Annotated in this window: 15 protein-coding genes; 4 read left to right on the top strand and 11 right to left on the bottom strand. The window is 59.5% G+C overall.

Annotated features, from left to right (window positions below):
- Window positions 1-158 precede the first annotated feature (158 nt).
- Window positions 159-1,442 (bottom strand): aspartate aminotransferase family protein, encoded by a 1,284-nt coding sequence (locus IB252_RS14295; protein ID WP_192409264.1) that lies wholly within the window; start codon window positions 1,440-1,442, stop codon window positions 159-161.
- A 169-nt stretch (window positions 1,443-1,611) separates the two neighbouring features.
- Here IB252_RS14295 and IB252_RS14290 point away from each other — a divergent pair, with 169 nt between their 5' ends.
- Entirely contained in the window at window positions 1,612-2,541 is a 930-nt protein-coding gene (locus IB252_RS14290; RefSeq protein WP_111448574.1) for a LysR family transcriptional regulator, read from the top strand.
- Window positions 2,542-2,768: 227 nt separating this feature from the next.
- Here the strand turns inward: IB252_RS14290 and IB252_RS14285 are convergent, their stop codons facing one another.
- The 10 genes from IB252_RS14285 to bioB all read right to left on the bottom strand — a co-directional run bounded on the left by IB252_RS14285 (window position 2,769) and on the right by bioB (window position 15,183).
- Complete coding sequence (locus tag IB252_RS14285) at window positions 2,769-4,547, bottom strand: acyl-CoA dehydrogenase C-terminal domain-containing protein (RefSeq protein WP_192409263.1); 1,779 nt, start codon at window positions 4,545-4,547, stop codon at window positions 2,769-2,771.
- A gap of 187 nt (window positions 4,548-4,734) precedes the next feature.
- Window positions 4,735-6,531, bottom strand: coding sequence for an acyl-CoA dehydrogenase C-terminal domain-containing protein (locus IB252_RS14280; protein ID WP_192409262.1), 1,797 nt, complete (start codon window positions 6,529-6,531; stop codon window positions 4,735-4,737).
- A gap of 90 nt (window positions 6,532-6,621) precedes the next feature.
- The gene (locus IB252_RS14275; RefSeq protein WP_111448571.1) at window positions 6,622-7,911 is read right to left on the bottom strand and encodes a GGDEF domain-containing protein; all 1,290 of its coding nucleotides are present in this window, start codon (window positions 7,909-7,911) and stop codon (window positions 6,622-6,624) included.
- A 198-nt stretch (window positions 7,912-8,109) separates the two neighbouring features.
- Window positions 8,110-9,915: a phenylacyl-CoA dehydrogenase gene (locus IB252_RS14270; RefSeq protein ID WP_111448570.1), complete on the bottom strand. Its 1,806-nt coding sequence runs from the start codon at window positions 9,913-9,915 to the stop codon at window positions 8,110-8,112.
- A gap of 277 nt (window positions 9,916-10,192) precedes the next feature.
- Window positions 10,193-10,489, bottom strand: coding sequence for a hypothetical protein (locus IB252_RS14265; RefSeq protein WP_046045346.1), 297 nt, complete (start codon window positions 10,487-10,489; stop codon window positions 10,193-10,195).
- Between the two features lie 119 nt (window positions 10,490-10,608).
- Entirely contained in the window at window positions 10,609-11,289 is a 681-nt protein-coding gene (gene bioD, locus IB252_RS14260; protein ID WP_111448569.1) for a dethiobiotin synthase, read from the bottom strand.
- Window positions 11,286-12,098 carry a malonyl-ACP O-methyltransferase BioC gene (gene bioC, locus IB252_RS14255; RefSeq protein WP_192409261.1) on the bottom strand — a complete coding sequence of 271 codons (813 nt, stop codon included), beginning with the start codon at window positions 12,096-12,098 and terminating at the stop codon, window positions 11,286-11,288. Before bioC ends, bioD begins: the two co-directional genes overlap by 4 nt.
- Window positions 12,091-12,822 carry an alpha/beta fold hydrolase gene (locus tag IB252_RS14250; protein ID WP_192409260.1) on the bottom strand — a complete coding sequence of 244 codons (732 nt, stop codon included), beginning with the start codon at window positions 12,820-12,822 and terminating at the stop codon, window positions 12,091-12,093. Before IB252_RS14250 ends, bioC begins: the two co-directional genes overlap by 8 nt.
- Window positions 12,815-13,993 (bottom strand): 8-amino-7-oxononanoate synthase, encoded by a 1,179-nt coding sequence (gene bioF, locus IB252_RS14245; RefSeq protein ID WP_192409259.1) that lies wholly within the window; start codon window positions 13,991-13,993, stop codon window positions 12,815-12,817. Before bioF ends, IB252_RS14250 begins: the two co-directional genes overlap by 8 nt.
- 134 nt (window positions 13,994-14,127) lie before the next feature.
- Entirely contained in the window at window positions 14,128-15,183 is a 1,056-nt protein-coding gene (gene bioB / locus IB252_RS14240; protein ID WP_008147151.1) for a biotin synthase BioB, read from the bottom strand.
- Between the two features lie 93 nt (window positions 15,184-15,276).
- Here bioB and IB252_RS14235 point away from each other — a divergent pair, with 93 nt between their 5' ends.
- From IB252_RS14235 to IB252_RS14225, 3 genes are all read left to right on the top strand, one after another.
- A complete protein-coding gene (locus IB252_RS14235) occupies window positions 15,277-16,017 on the top strand; it encodes a ComF family protein (RefSeq protein WP_192409258.1) in 741 nt (246 codons plus the stop codon).
- Between the two features lie 181 nt (window positions 16,018-16,198).
- The gene (locus tag IB252_RS14230) at window positions 16,199-16,963 is read left to right on the top strand and encodes a TOBE domain-containing protein (protein ID WP_192409257.1); all 765 of its coding nucleotides are present in this window, start codon (window positions 16,199-16,201) and stop codon (window positions 16,961-16,963) included.
- Window positions 16,964-17,021: 58 nt separating this feature from the next.
- Window positions 17,022-18,923: a PhoX family protein gene (locus IB252_RS14225; RefSeq protein ID WP_192409256.1), complete on the top strand. Its 1,902-nt coding sequence runs from the start codon at window positions 17,022-17,024 to the stop codon at window positions 18,921-18,923.
- Window positions 18,924-19,012: the final 89 nt, after the last annotated feature.

Here is a 19,012-nt window from a genome sequence, read left to right as displayed (position 1 = left end):
ATACGCTCTAAAAAGCCATTGATCCCACTACCGCTCAAGCACTGAATGGCATTTGGCAAAACGCAGAGACAAAAAAACGCCCCACGCCAAAATAATCAGACATGGGGCGATGCGTTATACCGCGAGACGGTTCGGGAATTCGTGTAGGGCGGGTCTGATCAGACGGCAATCCCTTTGCGGCACTGCAGTTGCGCAGTGCGCACGCGGGAGAAGGCGCGGGCCAGGCGCAGGAGCATTTCGTCGATGTTGGCTTTGCTGACGGTCAGGGCCGGGGTAAAGCGCAGGCAATCGGGCTGCGGAGCGTTGAGCAGCAGGCCTTCGTTCAACGCCGCCTTGACGACGGCGTCAGCCGATTCGTCGGACAAGGTAAGCCCCCAGAACAGTCCTTGCCCGCGCAACTCGCCGTGACCATAGCGATGGGATAAACGCTGCAGACCTTCGCTCAGGTGCTGACCGATTTCCCCGACATGATCGAGAAACCCCTTGTCCTGAACGCTGTCGAGGACGGCAAGACCGGCCGCCGTCATCAGTGCATTGCCATGATGAGTACCTGTCACTTCGCCGACGTCGAAACAGCAGGCTTTGCCCCGCGCCAACAACGCCGCCAATGGCACGCCGCCACCCAGCCCTTTGCCGAGAACGACGATATCTGCCCGCACGCCGTAGGATTGTTCGGCGAGTAAAGTGCCGCAACGACCGATGCCGGTTTGCACTTCGTCGAAGATCAGCAGAATGCCCAGCTCACGGCACAGGCGCTCGACGCCCTTGAGGTAATGCTCGGTGGCCGGTATCACCCCGGCTTCGCTCTGGATCGGCTCGAGCATGATCGCCACGGTCTGGGCGTCGACGGCCGCATGCAAGGCCGCAAGATCATTGAACGGCACGTGACTGAAGCCCGGAAGCAGCGGCTCGAATCGGTTAGTCAGATTCGAACTGTCCGACGCCGACATCGCCCCCAGACTACGACCATGGCAGCCGTTGTTGGCAACAATGATCCGCGAAGCCCCGCCGCGATGTCGTTGGCCCCATTTACGCGCCAGTTTGATCGCTGCTTCACAGGCTTCGCTGCCACTGTTGAGTAGGTAGGCCTGATCACTGCCGGTGCTGGAGCACAGTCGCTCAGCAAGATTGAGCATGCCGCGGTTATGCAGGCCGAAGCCGGGGTTGATCAGCGACTGAGCCTGCGCCGCGATGGCGTTGACCAGAACCGAAGGACTGTGTCCGAGGCTATTGGCCCCGCCACCCTGTGAGAAATCCAGATACGCGCGGTCATCGCTGTCCCACAACCATGAGCCCTGGCCGCGCACGAATATCTGTTTCGGTCGCTCGACACTGGGCATCAGGCACTCGCTGGAAAGATTGTCGCCTTGGGACGGCAAGAAGGCGTCCACGGCCAAGTCATCAAGACTCGGAAGATTGCGCCGCAAGCTGAACAAGTTCATCTGATCAAACCTCGTGCGAGGTTTTTTGCCTTACCTATGTAAACACCATTGAAGCAAACGGTATTCATCGCGCTCTGTGGCCCTGTAAGCCTTGTGAATGCGGTTAGACTAGGCTCACGCGAGGCCTTGAGCCATTTCGTTTTCCCAGCATTTTCGATAAGCATACCTTATGGATTTCAAGCAACTGCGTTATTTCGTCGCGGTCTACGAAGAAGGTCATGTGGGCCGGGCTGCCGAGCGGCTTTCAATCTCCCAACCGGCACTGTCCCAGCAGATCCGCCACCTCGAACAAAACCTCGATGTGAGCTTGTTCGAACGCAGCAGCAAACGCCTGCTGCCCACCCTGGCGGCTCATACGTTGTACAACCATGCCCTGCCTTTGCTGGATGGATTGCAGCGGGCACGGGAAGCTTTGGGCAACTTCAAGGGCCAGGCACTACGCACGCTCGCCATCGGTGTATTGCAGACGGTTCATAGCAGCCTGGTGCCGCAGATGCTCGAACGCGTGCGCAAGGCGCAGCCGCATTTGGTGGTGCAAATCTATGAACTGACAGGGCTGGAAATCGAGCGGCGCTTGCTCAATGGCTCGCTGGACATCGGCATCGGCTATCTGCCACCTCGTCAGCCGGGGTTGCACGGCGTGATGCTGTACGAAGACGAGCTGACCCTGGTCATCCCGGCGGATCACCCGTTGCGCGAATTCAAGAAAGTCTCGATGAGTCAGGCTGCCGAATTGCCGATGTTGCTGCTGGGCGAAGAGTTTCAAGTGCGGCAGATCTGGCAAGCGCAACTGGCCAATCTGGGACGACGCCCACAGGTACAGGCAGAACTGAACAACATGGCGGGGATTCTCGACAGTTTGCCGCACACGCGACTGGCGACGGTACTGCCCGGACGCTCACAACAGGCACACGGCAACAAGGAACTGTTGTGGAAACCACTGAGCGAGCCGAGGGTGCCGCTGAAAGTCGGATTGGTGTGTCGGGATGTGCAGCGACAACAGGCCTCGCTGACCTTGTTGCGTACGCTGCTGGAAGAAGTGATGAATGGCGCGGATGGGCGTTTGATCAGCCCGGCAACACTGGATGAGATGAGCTAAGCACTTTTTTGCAGGCAAAAGAAAACCCCGCCGAAGCGGGGCTTTGCAGACTGTTTCCCTGACATCCATTTCACTCCGCCGTCCTGGCAGAATCCTACGTGTCCGTGTTGTTGCTTTGCGCTTCCTGCGCGACGTCCATGTGAAGTAGATTAGCTGTGGATCCAATCTTCATCTATGGGAGAAGAGCAGCACGTCATGTAAGAGAATGCTTACATGACGTTACATTGTCAGAACTGTCCTGCGTCCAGCAGGAACAACGACTCGCTGCCGGCCTTCACCGACGCGCTCAACGAGTGAATACGCGGCAGCAGGCGTGCGAAATAGAACCGCGCCGTGCCCAACTTGCTCGCGTAGAAATCGTCCTGCGCTTCTTTGCCAAAAGCGGCCTTGGCCATCAGTGCCCACATGTACGCATACGCCGTGTAACCGAATGCTTGCAGATACTCGACCGAAGCAGCACCGATTTCGTTCGGGTTGTTTTTCGCCCGATCCAGCAACCAGGCGGTCAGTTCGTCGAGGGTAGTCACCGCATCGTTCAGCGGTTTGGTGAACTCCACCAGATCAGCGCTGGCGGTCGCAGTGAAATGACGGATCTCGTCGGCAAACAGATTGTAGAACGCCCCACCGGTGCCGACGATCTTGCGGCCTACCAGGTCCAACGCCTGAATGCCGTTGGTGCCTTCGTAGATCTGGGTGATGCGCACGTCACGCACCAGTTGCTCCTGGCCCCACTCACGGATGTAACCGTGGCCGCCGAAAACCTGCTGGCCGTGAATGGTGGTTTCCAGACCCAGGTCGGTCAGGAACGCCTTGGCCACCGGAGTCAGCAAGGCCACCAAATCTTCCGCGCGTTTGCGGGTGGTGGCGTCTTCGCTGAACTTGGCGGTGTCCAGTTGCATGGCCACGTAAGTCGAAAAGGCGCGACCGCCTTCGTTCGAGGCTTTCATGGTCAGCAACATGCGACGCACGTCTGGGTGGACGATGATCGGGTCAGCGACCTTGTCCTTGTTCTGCGCACCGGTCGGCGAACGGCTTTGCAGGCGGTCGCGGGCGTACTCGACGGCGTTCTGGTAAGAGCGCTCGCCAGAGGCCAGGCCCTGGATACCGACGCCCAGACGTTCGTAGTTCATCATGGTGAACATCGCGGCCAGGCCTTTGTTTGGCTCGCCGACCAGATAACCCACGGCCTCGTCGAAGTTCATCACGCAGGTCGCGGAGGCCTGGATGCCCATCTTGTGTTCGATTGAACCGCAGGTCGCCGGGTTCCGCGCGCCCAGGGTGCCATCGGCATTGACCATGAACTTCGGCACCAGGAACAGCGAAATACCCTTCGGCCCCGCCGGTGCGTCCGGTAGCTTGGCCAGCACCAGGTGAATGATGTTCTCGGTCAGGTCGTGCTCACCGCCAGTGATGAAGATCTTGGTGCCGCTGACTTTGTAGGACCCGTCGGCCTGAGGCTCGGCCTTGGTGCGAATGATCCCCAGGTCCGTGCCGGCGTGTGGCTCGGTCAGGCACATGGAGCCAGCCCAGACACCGGCGTACATGTTCGGCAGGTACGCGGCTTTCAGCGCTTCGCTGGCGTGGGCGTTGATCGACAGGCAGGCGCCCGCGGTCAGCATCGGGTACAGGCCGAACGACAGGCTGGCGGAGTTGACCATTTCTTCGACTTGCGCCGAAACGGCCTTGGGCATGCCCATGCCGCCGTAGGTCGGATCGCCGCCGACACCGACCCAACCGCCTTCAGCATAAGTCTGATAAGCCTGCTGGAAACCTGCCGGCGTGGTGACGGCACCGTCCGCCCAATGGCAACCTTCTTCGTCAGCCGCACGGCTCAGGGGCGCGATGCTTTTGCTGGTGACCTTGCCGGCTTCTTCAAGAATGGCTTCGACCGTTTCAGCATCGACAGTCTCGGCCAGCGCAGGCAGCTCGGCCCAGAGTTTGGCGACCTCGAAAACTTCATTGAGGACGAAGCGCATATCGCGCAGGGGCGCTTTGTAGTCAGCCATGGCAAACCTCGCAAGATCTAAACAGGTGATTCGTAGGAGTGGTACTTTCGTTGGGTTTGAGTGTAACCCAACAACTTTTACGACACATAGGGTCAGCTCATGACCGTTTTGTTATTTTTAGTCACTTGAAAGCAAGCCATTAAAGAAGCCCGCAACTAGGCGGGCTCTTTTACGTCGGTTTGAAACACTATAGTGCGAATAACTCCGCTGGCAGGTTCATCAGACAATCGCTGCCCGCCTCGATGGCCGCACGATGAGCCGCCGTGCGTGGTAACAATCGCTTGAAGTAAAACTCGCTGGTCGCCAGTTTTGCCTGGCAGTAATCGGCATCGCCACTGCCCGAATCGAGCTGTGCCTGAGCGACCAGCGCCATGCGCAGCCACAGATAGCCGAGGATGATGTAACCGCTGTACATCAGGTAATCCACCGACGCCGCGCCGACTTCATCCGGATTTTTCATCGCCGCCATGCCGACTTTTGTGGTCACCTCTCCCCACTGCTGATTCAGCTCGTTGAGCTGCGCAACGTAGCTGGCGAGTTGCGGGTGTCCGGCGTTTGCCGCACAGAACTTGTGGACGATTCTGGTGAACCCGCGCAGCAGTTTCCCCTGGCTGCCGAGGACTTTTCTGCCAAGCAAGTCCAGCGCCTGAATGCCGTTGGTGCCTTCGTAGATCGGTGCAATCCGGCAGTCGCGTACCAACTGTTCCATGCCCCACTCGCGGATGAAACCGTGACCACCGAACACCTGCACGCCGTGGTTGGTCACTTCCAGCCCGGTATCGGTCATGAAGGCTTTGCAGATCGGCGTGAGGAACGCCAGCAGGTCTTCGGCCTCCTGACGCGCCGTTTCATCCGCGCTCAGGTGCGCCACGTCGAGCAATTGCGCGGTGAAATAAGTCAGTGCCCGATTGCCTTCGTTGAAGGCCTTCATGGTCAATAACATCCTGCGCACATCAGGATGAACGATGATCGGATCGGCGGCTTTTTCCGGCGCTTTCGGGCCGGTCAGCGCGCGCATTTGCAGACGATCATTGGCGTACTTGATCGCGCCTTGAAAGCTCGCCTCCCCGAGACATAAACCCTGCATGCCGGTGCCCAGCCGAGCATGGTTCATCATGGTGAACATGCAATTCAGGCCCTTGTTCGGCTCACCGATCAAGAAGCCCTTGGCATCATCGAAGTTCAGCACGCAGGTAGCCGAGGCCTTGATGCCCATTTTGTGTTCGATCGAGCCGCAGGAAACGCCGTTGCGCTCCCCCGCCTCACCTTCGTCGTTGGGTAGGAATTTAGGAACGATGAACAGTGAAATGCCCTTGGTCCCGGCCGGGGCGTCTGGCAGTTTCGCCAGCACCAGGTGAATGATGTTTTCACTCATGTCGTGCTCGCCGGCGGAGATGAAGATCTTGCTGCCGGAAATCGCATAGCTGCCGTCGGTCGCAGGCACGGCGCGGGTTTTGATGATGCCCAGGTCTGTGCCGCAATGGGCTTCGGTCAGGCACATGGTGCCGGTCCATTGGCCGGCGGTGAGCTTGCTCAGGTATGTCTGTTTCTGTTCTTCAGTGCCATGGGCGTGGATTGCTGACATCGCGCCGTGAGTCAGGCCGGGGTACATGCCCCAGGAGGTGTTGCTGGAGCCGACCATTTCGCTAATGACCAGCCCCAGCGAACTCGGCAAACCCTGGCCACCGTAAACCGGATCAGCCGCAAGACCGTGCCAGCCTCCTTCAACGTATTGTGCGAAGGCCTGCTTGAAGCCTGTAGGCGTAGTCACCACACCATTGTCGAAATGGCAGCCTTCTTCGTCGCCGCTGCGGTTCAGCGGTGCGAGAACGTTCTCACAGAATTTCGCACCTTCTTCGAGGATCGCATTGACCATGTCCGGGCTGGCATCGGTGGCACCCAGCGCGGCGTAGTTGCTGTGAAAATCGAAGACGTGGTCGATCAGAAAGCGCATGTCGCGCAGGGGAGCTTTGTACTCAGGCATGGTCATTTCTCCGGCAGCAGATTCCCCAAACCTACTGCCGCACACCCGACCTCACAATCACAGTCCAGACGCTGAATGCGCCATCATCACTCAATCAGTAGCAGCGTCCATGCGCACCGCACCACGACGGCTCTGACCGAACGCCACCACACAGTTTCGCCCCGCGCCCTTGGCACTGTAGAGCGCCTCGTCAGCGGACTTGAGCACTTTCTCGGGAGTGCGTTGCTCCAGTCGTTCGGCCACGCCGATGCTGACGGTGACCGACACACTTGAGGCGCCCGAGCCTGCGCGACGTTGACGACCCTGCTGGTCGTCCTGAGGGCGGCTGTCCTGATTGCGCAGTTGAATGTTGTAGGTGGCGATGGACTCGCGGATGACTTCCAGGTGCGGCATGCACTCTTCGAGGGTCTTGCCTGCGAACACTAGGGCGAATTCCTCACCGCCGTAGCGATACGCCCTACCGCCACCACCGATTTTCGACAGTTTGCTGGCGACTAGTCGCAGCACCTGATCGCCGACATCGTGACCGTGGGTGTCATTGAATTTCTTGAAGTGATCGACATCGCTCATCGCCAACACGTAATTGCGCCCCAACCGCTGCATCCGCTCGTTCAAGGCGCGGCGGCCCGGCAGGCCGGTGAGTTCGTCGCGGAAGGCCATTTGGTAGGCCTCGTGGGCGACCGCTGCGGCAATCATCAACATCACCTGACTGCACATGATGTTCAGGGTAAACGGCAGGATGAAGGTTTTCGGCAACATCCAGAACAACCCGAGCAGGCCCACCAATTGGGCAGCATGCAAGGGTCTCGGGTTGCGCCAGTATTGCCAGGCCAGCAATACAAACGAGGCGATGAACACGGGATAAGACAACTGGATCAGACTCATCCAGGCGCCATGCAACGCTGGCCAGCGGATCTCCGACAGCCACATCAACAGCGCCTGTGGGTAACTTTGTTCCAGTCCCAACGCCACGCTACCAAAAGCCAGCAACACGGCGAATCGCGCCACCATGTCCTGGAACAGGTGGGTGCGCTCCTGCCAGGCGGCGAACACACCAAATAGCAGCGGCAGCAACAGGCAGCACAGATGGAAGACCACAGCGGCGTCTTCACGAACCTTGCCGTTGTCGCGGTAATAATCGGTCTGGGTGTCGAGCAGGAAGTAGGCGATGTACACCGTGACCATCAGAAACAGCTCACGCTGACGTCGGTAAACCGCGCAGTAAGCACCGCCGAGCAACAACACCAAGGTTGGCAGTACGTTGAACAGCGAGGTGAAAAAGACGTTCAGATCCTTCACGTACGCAGCCGCCAGCCCCGCGAGCAAAAGCAGTAATGACGGCAGGAAATGGCTGAAACGTACAGCGGAAGAACGCGGCAAGGGTAAAGCTCCAACCCGGCAAACAAGGATGGCATTGTGCCTCCTCTTCGGGCGACATGTCACATCGCCACCCTCTTTAACGGCAGCATTTGCATTCTTCTTAGCGTTTTGGTCAGGAATATTTACACGCAGATAACGCGCACAAAAAAGCCGCTGCTTCCGAGGAAGCAGCGGCTTTATGAAGAGACAACGTGGGGCTTAGTAACCCAGCGCGAAGTCTTCTTCTTTCATGTCCATCAGGTTGTTGGCGCCCGACAGCATGGTGACAACGTGAGTGCGGGTACGCGGCAGGATGCGCTGGAAGTAGAAGCGCGCAGTCTGCAGCTTGGCGGTGTAGAACGCCGTTTCGGTGGTGCCGGCAGCCAGTTTTTCGGCAGCCAGACGCGCCATGTCCGCCCAGAAGTAAGCCAGGCAGGCGTAACCGGAGTACATCAGGTAATCCACCGACGCCGCGCCGACTTCTTCGCGATCCTTCATGGCCGCCATGCCGACCTTCATGGTCAGCTCGCCCCACTCTTTGTTCAGCGCAGCCAATGGCTCGACGAACTCTTTGACCGCTTCGTTGCCTTCGTTGGTCTGGCAGAACTTGTGGACGATCTTGGTGAAGCTTTTCAGGGCTTCGCCTTGAGTCATCAGCACTTTACGGCCCAGCAAGTCGAGTGCCTGGATACCGGTGGTGCCTTCGTACAGCATCGAAATGCGGCTGTCGCGAACGTTCTGCTCCATGCCCCACTCGGCGATGAAGCCGTGGCCGCCGTAGATTTGCACGCCGTGGTTGGCGGATTCGAAGCCGACTTCAGTCATGAAGGCTTTGGCGATTGGCGTCATGAACGCCAGCAGTGCGTCGGCCTTCTTCTTCTCTTCTTCGTCCACGCCGTACTTGACGATGTCGACTTGCTTGGCAGTGAAGTAAACCATCGCACGGTTGCCTTCGGCGAAGGCTTTCATGGTCAACAGCATACGACGTACGTCAGGGTGAACGATGATCGGGTCAGCGGCTTTTTCCGGCGCTTTCGGGCCAGTCAGGGAGCGCATTTGCAGACGATCACGAGCGTATTTCAGACCGCCCTGGAAGCCGATCTCGGCGTGAGCCAGACCTTGCAGCGCGGTGCCCAGACGTGCGGTGTTCATGAAGGTGAACATGCAGTTCAGGCCTTTGTTCGCCGGGCCGATCAGGTAACCGGTGGCCGCGTCGAAGTTCATCACGCAGGTGGCGTTACCGTGGATGCCCATCTTGTGTTCCAGGGAACCACAGGTCACTGCGTTGCGTGCGCCGACCGAACCGTCTTCATTCGGCATGAACTTGGGAACGATGAACAGCGAAATGCCTTTGGTGCCAGCTGGCGCATCCGGCAGACGTGCCAGCACGATGTGGACAATGTTGTCGGCCATGTCGTGCTCACCGGCCGAGATGAAGATCTTTGTGCCGGAGACTTTGTAAGAACCGTCGGCCTGAGGTTCAGCCTTGGTGCGCAGCATGCCCAGGTCGGTGCCGCAATGCGGTTCGGTCAGGCACATGGTGCCGGTCCATTCGCCGGAAACCAGCTTGGTCAGGTAAGCCTCTTGCTGCTCAGGCGTGCCGTGCTCGGAAATGGTGTTCATCGCGCCATGGGACAGGCCTGGGTACATGCCCCACGACCAGTTGGCTTCGCCAACCATTTCGCTGACGGCCAGACCCAGAGATTCCGGCAGGCCTTGGCCGCCGTGCTCTACGTCGTGGGCCAGGCTTGGCCAGCCGCCTTCGACGAATTGTTTGTAAGCTTCTTTGAAACCGGTCGGGGTTTTAACGCCGGACTCGCTCCAGGTGCAGCCTTCGGTGTCACCCACGCGGTTCAGCGGAGCCAGCACCTGCTCACAAAACTTGGCGCCTTCTTCGAGAATGGCGTCAACCATGTCTGGAGTAGCGTCCTGGCAAGCCGGAAGGCTCTGATAGTGCGCTTCGTAGCCGAGCAGTTCGTCACGAACGAAGCGAATATCACGCAAGGGGGCCTTGTAGTCAGGCATAGCGATAAACCTCTGCTGATGTAACCGGGAATGAACGACCGCGTTGATTTGTTGTGACGGTCAAACAGTTGTTTGAAACATACGTTTACGCCTAAATCTTGTCAAGCGCCGATCTTTTGCCGTTCGTCATTACCCGGGGTAAATACCAGACCCACAGCCACGCAACACCGTCGCCTGAGCAATACGCAGTGGAGGAAAGATTAGTTGAGGGAGAAGGATTTACGCAGAAAAACGCCGCGAATATTCGCGGCGTGGAAGGTGCGGGTTCAGCGAGGATTCAAGCGTAGGTATCAATCAGCGTACCGAGCATTTCATCGGATGCCTTGGCAACTTTGACACCCAGTTCAACCTGAAATTTGCCTTGGGACATCTCGACCATGTTACTGGCCAGGTCCGACTGCTGACTGCGATCCACCGAGCGCAGACGATCAACCTGAGCCTCGGAAGACTGGCTGGTCACCGAACGCTCAATCGTCGTGTTGGCAATCTGGCCAGAGGCCTGATCGACACGGTTCTGCCCTGTCTGAATAGTGCTCAGACCGGCATAAAAAGCGGTGTTTCCTGAGATTTCCATGGGAGAACTCGTCCTACAAAGGATCAACAGCGGCCATTGAACCAGACCCACTGACAAAAGGCCCGACAAAAACACTAATAGCACAGTGCCTTGTCATAGTTAAAACCCTGCCAGAAAACTCAGTCCAGTAAATCCAGTTGCAGATGCTCCGCCACTGCTTCAGCGGTCATCAACTTGAGTTTCGGCACACGCCCAAGGCACGGCGCCGGGATCCGCTCAGCGAGTGTCGCAAGGTTTTCTTCCAGACGCGAAGTCTTCGGATCGATGATATTGGCCACCCACCCTGCCAACTGCAAACCGTCCTGAGCAATCGCCTCGGCCGTCAGTAGCGCATGGTTGATGCAACCCAGGCGCACGCCCACCACCAAAATCACCGGCAGGCCCAGCGCCATCGCCAGGTCCGACAGATTGTCCTGATCCGCCAAAGGCACTCGCCAGCCTCCAGCGCCTTCGATCAAGGTGAAGTCCGCCTGCATATCGAGAATTTCCCGCATGGGCGTCAACAGTGATTGCACCGTCAATGCCACGCCGGCCTCCCGCGCGGCCAAGTGCGGCGCGATCGGCGGCTCGAACGCCATAGGGTTGACCTGTGCATAAGTCAAAGGCACTGAGCACTCCGCCAGCAACGCTAACGCATCGGCATTGCGCAAGCCCTTGGGCGTCACATCGCATCCAGAGGCGACCGGTTTGCCCGCCGCCGTACTCAAACCGGCCGACCGCGCGGCATACAGCAAAGCTGCGGCAATGGTGGTCTTGCCGACATCAGTGTCAGTACCGGTGATGAAATAGGCGGCGCTCATAAGGGTTTCTCCAACACGGCGTAGACCACTTGATAAGTCGCCGGCAATCCTTTGGCCTGACGAAACCGCTCATAAGCCTCGATCAAACCGAGGATCCGCGCCCTGCCGGTCAAACCACCCGGCCGACCGGGGTTCAGGTTGTGGGCACCCAGCGCCTTCAGTTCATGGGTCAAGCTGCGCACATCCGGGTAATGCAACACGTGCGGTCGGGTTTCCAGACTCGCGACGCTCAACCCACTGTCCGCGCAAAGCTGTTGATAAACCCCGAACTCGCGAAAGCGGTTGACGTGCACCATGCCATCCACCTGTCGCCAGCTGTCACGCAGCTCGAACAGTGTGCCTACGCATAGACTAGCAAACGCGAAAATTCCGCCTGGTTTCAGCACCCGATTGGCTTCACTGAGCACCGAAGCGAAGTCCGCACACCACTGCACCGCCAGGCTGGAGAAGATCAGATCGCAGGTCGAATCCTGCAACGGTAACCGCTCGGCATCGCCTGCGATGAAATGCGTTGCGCCACCCAACGGCCGGGCGTGATTGAGCATACCTTCGGCGATGTCCAATGCCAGTCCGTGACTGGCAGGAAATCGCTCACCCAATGCACGGCTGAAATGCCCGGTGCCGCAGCCCAGGTCCAGCCAGACACCCGGCACAAAGTCCTCAGGCAAACGACTCGACAATTCACTGCCAACATCGCGCTGAAATTCGGCCACGCTGTCGTAGCTTGCCGCCGCACGGGAAAAAGAGGCCGCCACCTGGCGTTTGTCGGGCAAACCGCCGGGCAGGTTGGGAAGGGATAAATCAGTCATCACCGCACTCATGCAAAAAGGCCTGAATCGCCCCCGCCACACCGTGAGGGTCTTCCAGAAGAAACGCGTGACTGGCCTGCTCGATCAGACCGATTTCAACATCCGGCAGCAATGTCAGCAGATCACTCGCCGCTTCGGCTGGAACCAGTCCGTCGAGGCCGGCGAACAAGTGCAGTTGCGGGCCGCGGAACGCCTGCAAAGCCTGGCGGGTATCCAGTTGTGCGAGCAACTCCAGGCCGCTCATCAGCACCTCTGCCGAAGTGTGTGGCGCGCCACCGAGCAACAGCCGAGACAAGCCACGCGGGTCTTCGGCCCCCTGAGCGCAGAGCAGCGAGAAACGTTTCAACGTCATGCGCGGATCAGCCTTGCAACCGGCCAGAAACGCATCGAACGTTTCGGCAGGCATTGCACTCGGCCATTGCTCATGGGCGACAAAAGAAGGATTGCTCGCCAGGGTCAGCAAGCCGCAGCAGCGATCGCCGCGCCGGGCTGCCAACTCTGAAGCGAGCATGCCGCCCAGCGACCAGCCGCCGAGCCAGGCGTCCTGAGGCACCGTCGAATCCAGCTCATCGAGCCACTCCTCAAGATCGCTCGATTGCAGTTCCGGCAACGGTTCGATCTCGACCCGCAAGCGTTCATCCAGTCCTTGCAACGCTGCCGCCAAGGGCTCCAGGGGAGAAATGCCGAGCCCCCAGCCGGGCAGCAGAATCAGGCGATCACGCATGGCTTGGCTCCGGTCCCAGTTGTTGAAAACAATCGGCCAGTCCATTTAACAATAGCTGTACCTGCGCCTCGCTGTGGGCGGCGGTCAGGGTCACTCGCAGTCGGGCGCTGCCGGCGGGCACGGTCGGAGGACGGATCGCAGTGACCATCAGACCGCGTTCACGCAGCATCTGCGACAGTCGAACCGCACGCCCGGCATCGCCGATCATGATCGGCTGGATCGGCGTGAAGCTGTCCATCAACTCCAGGCCGATCTGTTCGGCACCGTGGCGGAACTGGCGGATCAACGTTTTCAGATGTTCACGTCGCCAGTGCTCAGTGCGCAGCAACTCAAGGCTTTTCAGCGTCGCGCAGGCCAGCGCCGGCGGCTGGCTGGTGGTGTAAATGTAGGGACGGGCGAACTGGATCAGGCTCTCGATCAGCTCTTCGCTGCCAGCCACAAAAGCCCCGGCGGTCCCGAACGCCTTACCGAGGGTGCCGACAAGCACCGGCACGTCTTCCTGACTCAAGCCGAAATGCTCGACGATCCCGCCACCATTGGCACCCAGCGGACCAAAGCCGTGAGCGTCATCAACCATCAACCAGGCGCCTTTAGCCTTGGCTTCCCGCGCCAACGCCGGCAGGTCGGCGATGTCGCCGTCCATGCTGAACACGCCGTCGGTGACCACCAGGGTATTGCCGGTCGCCTTCTCGAGACGCTTGGCCATACTCGCCGCGTCGTTGTGCAGATAGCGATTGAAGCGAGCTCCGGACAACAGACCCGCATCCAGCAGGGACGCGTGATTGAGCCGGTCTTCCAGCACCGTATCGCCCTGCCCGACCAGCGCAGTGACCGCGCCGAGGTTGGCCATGTAACCGGTGGTGAACAACAGCGCGCGCGGACGACCGGTGAACTCGGCCAGGGCTTCTTCGAGTGCGTGATGTGGGCCGCTGTGGCCGATCACCAGATGCGAAGCACCACCGCCAACGCCCCAACGAGCGGCACCAGCGCGCCAGGCTTCGATCACTTGCGGGTGATTGGCCAGGCCCAGGTAATCGTTGTTACAGAACGCCAGCAACGGCCGACCATCGACCACCACTTCCGGGCCTTGAGGGCTTTCGAGCAATGGGCGTTGGCGGTAGAGATTTTCGGCACGACGGGCAGCAAGGCGCGCGCTGAGATCGAAAGACATGCAGACCTCGCGATGAGAAAAGAGGTACAGCCCCTGTAGGAGCAAAGCTTGCTCGCGATAGGATCGCCGCAGTTATTCAGACAGACCGAGGCGTATCAATCGCGGGCAAGCCTTGCTCCTACAAAGCAGGATGGTCAGACGGCAGCGTTATAGAACTGCTCGCTGCTCTTCTGCTCAACCAGCGCCTGTTCAATCGCGGCCTGATGGACTTCGTCAGCGTGCTCTTCACGCGCTTCCGGCAGGATGCCCAGGCGTGAAAACAGTTGCATGTCCTTGTCGGCCTGCGGGTTGGCGGTGGTCAGCAGTTTTTCGCCGTAGAAAATCGAATTCGCGCCAGCAAAGAACGCCAGGGCCTGCATCTGCTCGTTCATCGCTTCGCGGCCGGCGGACAGGCGCACGTGGGATTGCGGCATCAGGATGCGTGCGACAGCCAGCATGCGGATGAAGTCGAACGGGTCGATATCGTCAGCATTTTCCAGCGGCGTACCGGCGACTTTCACCAACATGTTGATCGGCACCGACTCTGGGTGTTCCGGCAGGTTGGCCAGCTGGATCAGCAGATTGGCGCGATCATCAAGCGACTCACCCATGCCGAGAATGCCGCCGGAGCAGATCTTCATCCCAGACTCACGCACGTAGGCCAGGGTTTGCAGGCGCTCGCTGTAAGTGCGGGTGGTGATGATGCTGCCGTAGAACTCAGGCGAGGTATCGAGGTTGTGGTTGTAGTAGTCGAGGCCGGCGTCAGCCAGAGCGACGGTCTGGTCCTGATCAAGGCGACCGAGGGTCATGCAGGTTTCCAGGCCCATGGCTTTCACGCCTTTGACCATTTCCAGCACGTAAGGCATGTCTTTGGCCGACGGATGTTTCCACGCCGCGCCCATGCAGAAACGGGTCGAACCGATGGCCTTGGCGCGAGCGGCCTCTTCGAGGACCTTCTGCACTTCCATCAGCTTTTCTTTTTCCAGGCCGGTGTTGTAGTGACCGGACTGCGGACAATATTTGCAATCTTCCGGGCAGGCACCGGTTTTGATCGACAGCAGCGTCGACACCTGGACCCGATTGGCGTCGAAATGCGCGCGGTGCACCGTCTGCGCCTGGAACAACAGGTCGTTGAATGGCTGAACGAAGAGTGCTTTGACTTCGGCCAAAGACCAGTCATGACGCAGGGTTGCAGTGGTGCTGGCGCTCATGGGCGTTTCCTTTGTTTTATGCTTGGCAAGCGGCTGGGGGAATGGAATACCCACAGACGCGACACGGATGTTCGGCATATTTAAGGAAGACTCATGCGCTGTCAACCACGATACGAAGGACCGGTTTACATCTGGTTAAAAAACGATCAATCTTGTTTGCTCTGTTCAGAACCCGCCGATGAACGCACACCCATCTGCATGGCCTGTGAAACGGAGTTGCCTTGGCTGGGCGATCAATGCCAAACCTGCGCCCTGCCGTTGCCCACCGCTGGCCTCACCTGCGGCCAATGCCTGAAACAACCGCCCGCCTTTGAGCGGGTCGCCACGCCCTGGACTTACAGCTTTCCGGTGGACACGCTGATCACACGCTTCAAACACGCTGCGAAGTGGCCGTTTGGTCGCCTGCTCGCCGAACTTCTCACTCAGTTCCTGCAACATCGCTTTGATGAAGACCTGAATCGACCCGATGCGCTCATCCCGGTTCCGCTGGCCTCCAAACGACTGCGCCAACGGGGTTTCAACCAGGCCGCGATGCTCGCCCGCTGGCTCAGCACCAGCCTCGACATTCCGTGCGATGAAACGCTGTTGCTGAGAACTCAGGACACCAGCGCCCAACAGGACCTGAATGCCGAGGCCCGCAAAAAGAACCTGCGCAACGCCTTCGCCCTGGCACCTGATGCATGCATCAAGGGTCGTCATTTAGCATTGGTGGACGATGTGTTGACCACCGGCGCCACGGCGCAAGCCCTGGCTCGTCTGTTGATGGACGCCGGCGCCGCTCGGGTCGATGTCTACTGCCTGGCCCGCACCCCAAAACCTGGCGATACCCCCTGATTTAGTGGCATTCAGGGTGGGAGCGAGCCTGCTCGCGATGACGGTCTATCCGTCACATCTATGGTGAAATTGATGACCCCATCGCGAGCAGGCTCACTCCTACAAGGATATGACCTGACTTGACTCCCGGGCTCCCAGCAGCCAACGTCCTTCCCATCGTCACAGCCCAAAGCGTCTTGCCATGTCCTTGCCTACGTTGTTGTCGCAGCACATTGTCCGTCGTCCGCAGCGCATCGCGTTGCTGCAACACATTGCCGAACAAGGCTCGATCACCCGCGCCGCGAAAAGTGCGGGGCTGAGTTACAAAGCGGCCTGGGACGCCATCGATGAGCTGAACAACCTCGCGCAAAAGCCGTTGGTGGAGCGCAGTGTCGGCGGCAAGGGCGGCGGTGGCGCCAAACTCTCCAGCGAAGGCGAGCGCGTATTGCGCCTGTATCAAAAGCTGCAAGCCTTGCAGGCTCAGGTGCTGGAAGCCGCCGAAGAGGCCAGCGATCTCGACCTGCTCGGCCGACTGATGCTCAGAACCAGCGCGCGCAATCAACTGCATGGCAAGGTCGTGGCGATTGATACCCAAGGGCACAACGACCGTATTCGTCTTGAATTGGCCGAAGGTTTGAGCATTGATGCGCAGATCACTCACGACAGCACCACGCGTCTGGAACTGGAAACCGGCACCGTAGTGGTCGCGCTGATCAAGGCCGGTTGGCTGGAGTTGCTGGGCATCGATCAAGTGGCAACACCTGGCAATAATTGCCTGAAGGGCATCATCGAAGAAATTCTCGACGCCGAGGACGGCCCCAGCGAAGTGCGCATCGGCCTGCCCAATGGCCAGACACTCTGCGCGCTGGCCGAACCGCTGCACTTGAGAACCCTCGGTCTGGCCGCCAATAAACCGGTGCGGGTGCAGTTCGCGCCCTCCAACGTTTTGCTCGGTACACCGCTTTGAAACACAAGTGTCATTAACGCTCATTAAGGTGACTGCAAAAACCCGCAGGGAGCCTGATGTGAGCCTATTAGAAGACAACCAATCCACCGACCTCGAGAACATGGTCGGCCTCAGCCGTCGAGGTTTCATCAGCGCTGGCGCCCTTTGCGGTGCAGCCATGTTCCTGGGCGGCAGCCTGCTGAGCCGCAGCGTGCTGGCCGCCAGCGTCAGCGCCGGCTCCAGCAAACTGTTGGGTTTTGACAGTATTCCCGCCGCCACCAGCGACGCCATCACCCTGCCGCCAGGCTACAAATCTTCGGTATTGATCAGTTGGGGCCAACCCCTGCAGAAGAACGGCCCGGCGTTCGACCCGAGCGGCAACGGCACCGCCGAACATCAGGAAGTCCAGTTCGGCGACAACAACGACGGCATGAGCCTGTTTGAATTTCCCGGTGACAATAACCGGGCGCTGATGGCGATCAACAACGAATACACCAACTATCGCTACCTCTACGCCCACGGCGGCATGCCGCAATCGGCTGCTGACGTGCGCAAGGCACTGGCCTGTGAAGGCGTGTCGTTGATCGAAGTGCAGCGCAAGAACGGCCAATGGCATTTCGTCCAGGGCTCGCGCTACAACCGGCGGATTCACGGCAACGCGCCGATCAGTCTGAGCGGTCCGGCCGCCGGCCACGAACTGCTGAAAACCAGTGCAGACCCACACGGCAAGAACGTCCTCGGCACCTTCCAGAACTGCGCCAACGGCAAGACGCCGTGGGGCACGTATCTGACCTGCGAAGAGAACTTCACTGACTGCTTCGGCAGCAGCAATGCCGAACAAAAATTCGACGCCGCGCAAAAACGCTACGGCGCCGTAGCGACCAGCAAAGAGATCAACTGGCACCCACACGACGAGCGTTTCGACCTGGCGAAGAATCCGAACGAACTCAACCGTCACGGTTGGGTCGTGGAAATCGACCCGTTCGACCCGAAATCGACGCCCGTCAAACGCACCGCGCTGGGCCGCTTCAAACATGAAAACGCCGCACTGGCCGAAACCAGTGACGGTCACGCCGTGGTGTACATGGGCGACGATGAACGCGGCGAGTTCATCTACAAATTTGTCAGCCGCGACAGGATCAACCACAAAAACCCCAAGGCCAACCGCGACCTGCTGGACCACGGCACCTTGTACGTGGCGCGCTTCGATGCGGGCGACGGCAATGCCGATCACCCGAAAGGCCAGGGCGAGTGGATCGAACTGACCCACGGCAAAAACGGCATCGACGCCAGCAGCGGTTTCGCCGATCAAGCCGAAGTGTTGATTCACGCCCGCCTCGCGGCCAGCGTGGTGAAAGCTACGCGCATGGACCGCCCGGAGTGGATCGTCGTCAGCCCCAAGGATGGCCAGGTCTACTGCACGCTGACCAACAACGCCAAGCGTGGCGAGGACGGGCAACCGGTGGGCGGGCCGAACCCGCGCGAGAAGAACGTCTACGGGCAGATTCTGCGCTGGCGCACTGACCGTGACGATCACGGCTCGAAAAGCTTTGCCTGGGACCTGTTTGTGGTCGCCGGCAACCCGGGCGTCCACGCCGGCACGCCGAAGGGCGGTTCATCGAACATCACACCGCAGAACATGTTCAACAGCCCGGACGGCTTGGGTTTCGACAAGGCTGGGCGGTTGTGGATTCTGACCGATGGCGATTCGAGCAACGCAGGCGACTTCGCGGGCATGGGCAATAACCAGATGCTCTGCGCTGACCCGGTCACCGGGGAGATCCGCCGCTTCATGGTCGGGCCAGTGGGCTGCGAGGTGACGGGGATCAGCTTCTCGCCGGATCAGAAGACTTTGTTTGTCGGGATTCAGCATCCGGGGGAAAACGGCGGGTCGACGTTCCCTGAGCATCTGCCGAATGGCAAGCCGCGGTCTTCGGTGATGGCGATTTCCCGGGAAGATGGCGGCATCGTCGGCGCCTGATAAAAGTCCCACCCTGGTGATCGTTCCCACGCTCCGCGTGGGAATGCAGCCCGGGACGCTCTGCGTCCCAGAAACGGACGCGGAGCGTC

The sequence above is a fragment of the Pseudomonas sp. PDM10 genome (genome assembly GCF_014852295.1).
Lineage (GTDB): Bacteria > Pseudomonadota > Gammaproteobacteria > Pseudomonadales > Pseudomonadaceae > Aquipseudomonas.
The sequence above is the reverse complement of the archived record's forward strand: the minus strand, read 5'-3'. Positions and strand labels throughout refer to the sequence as shown.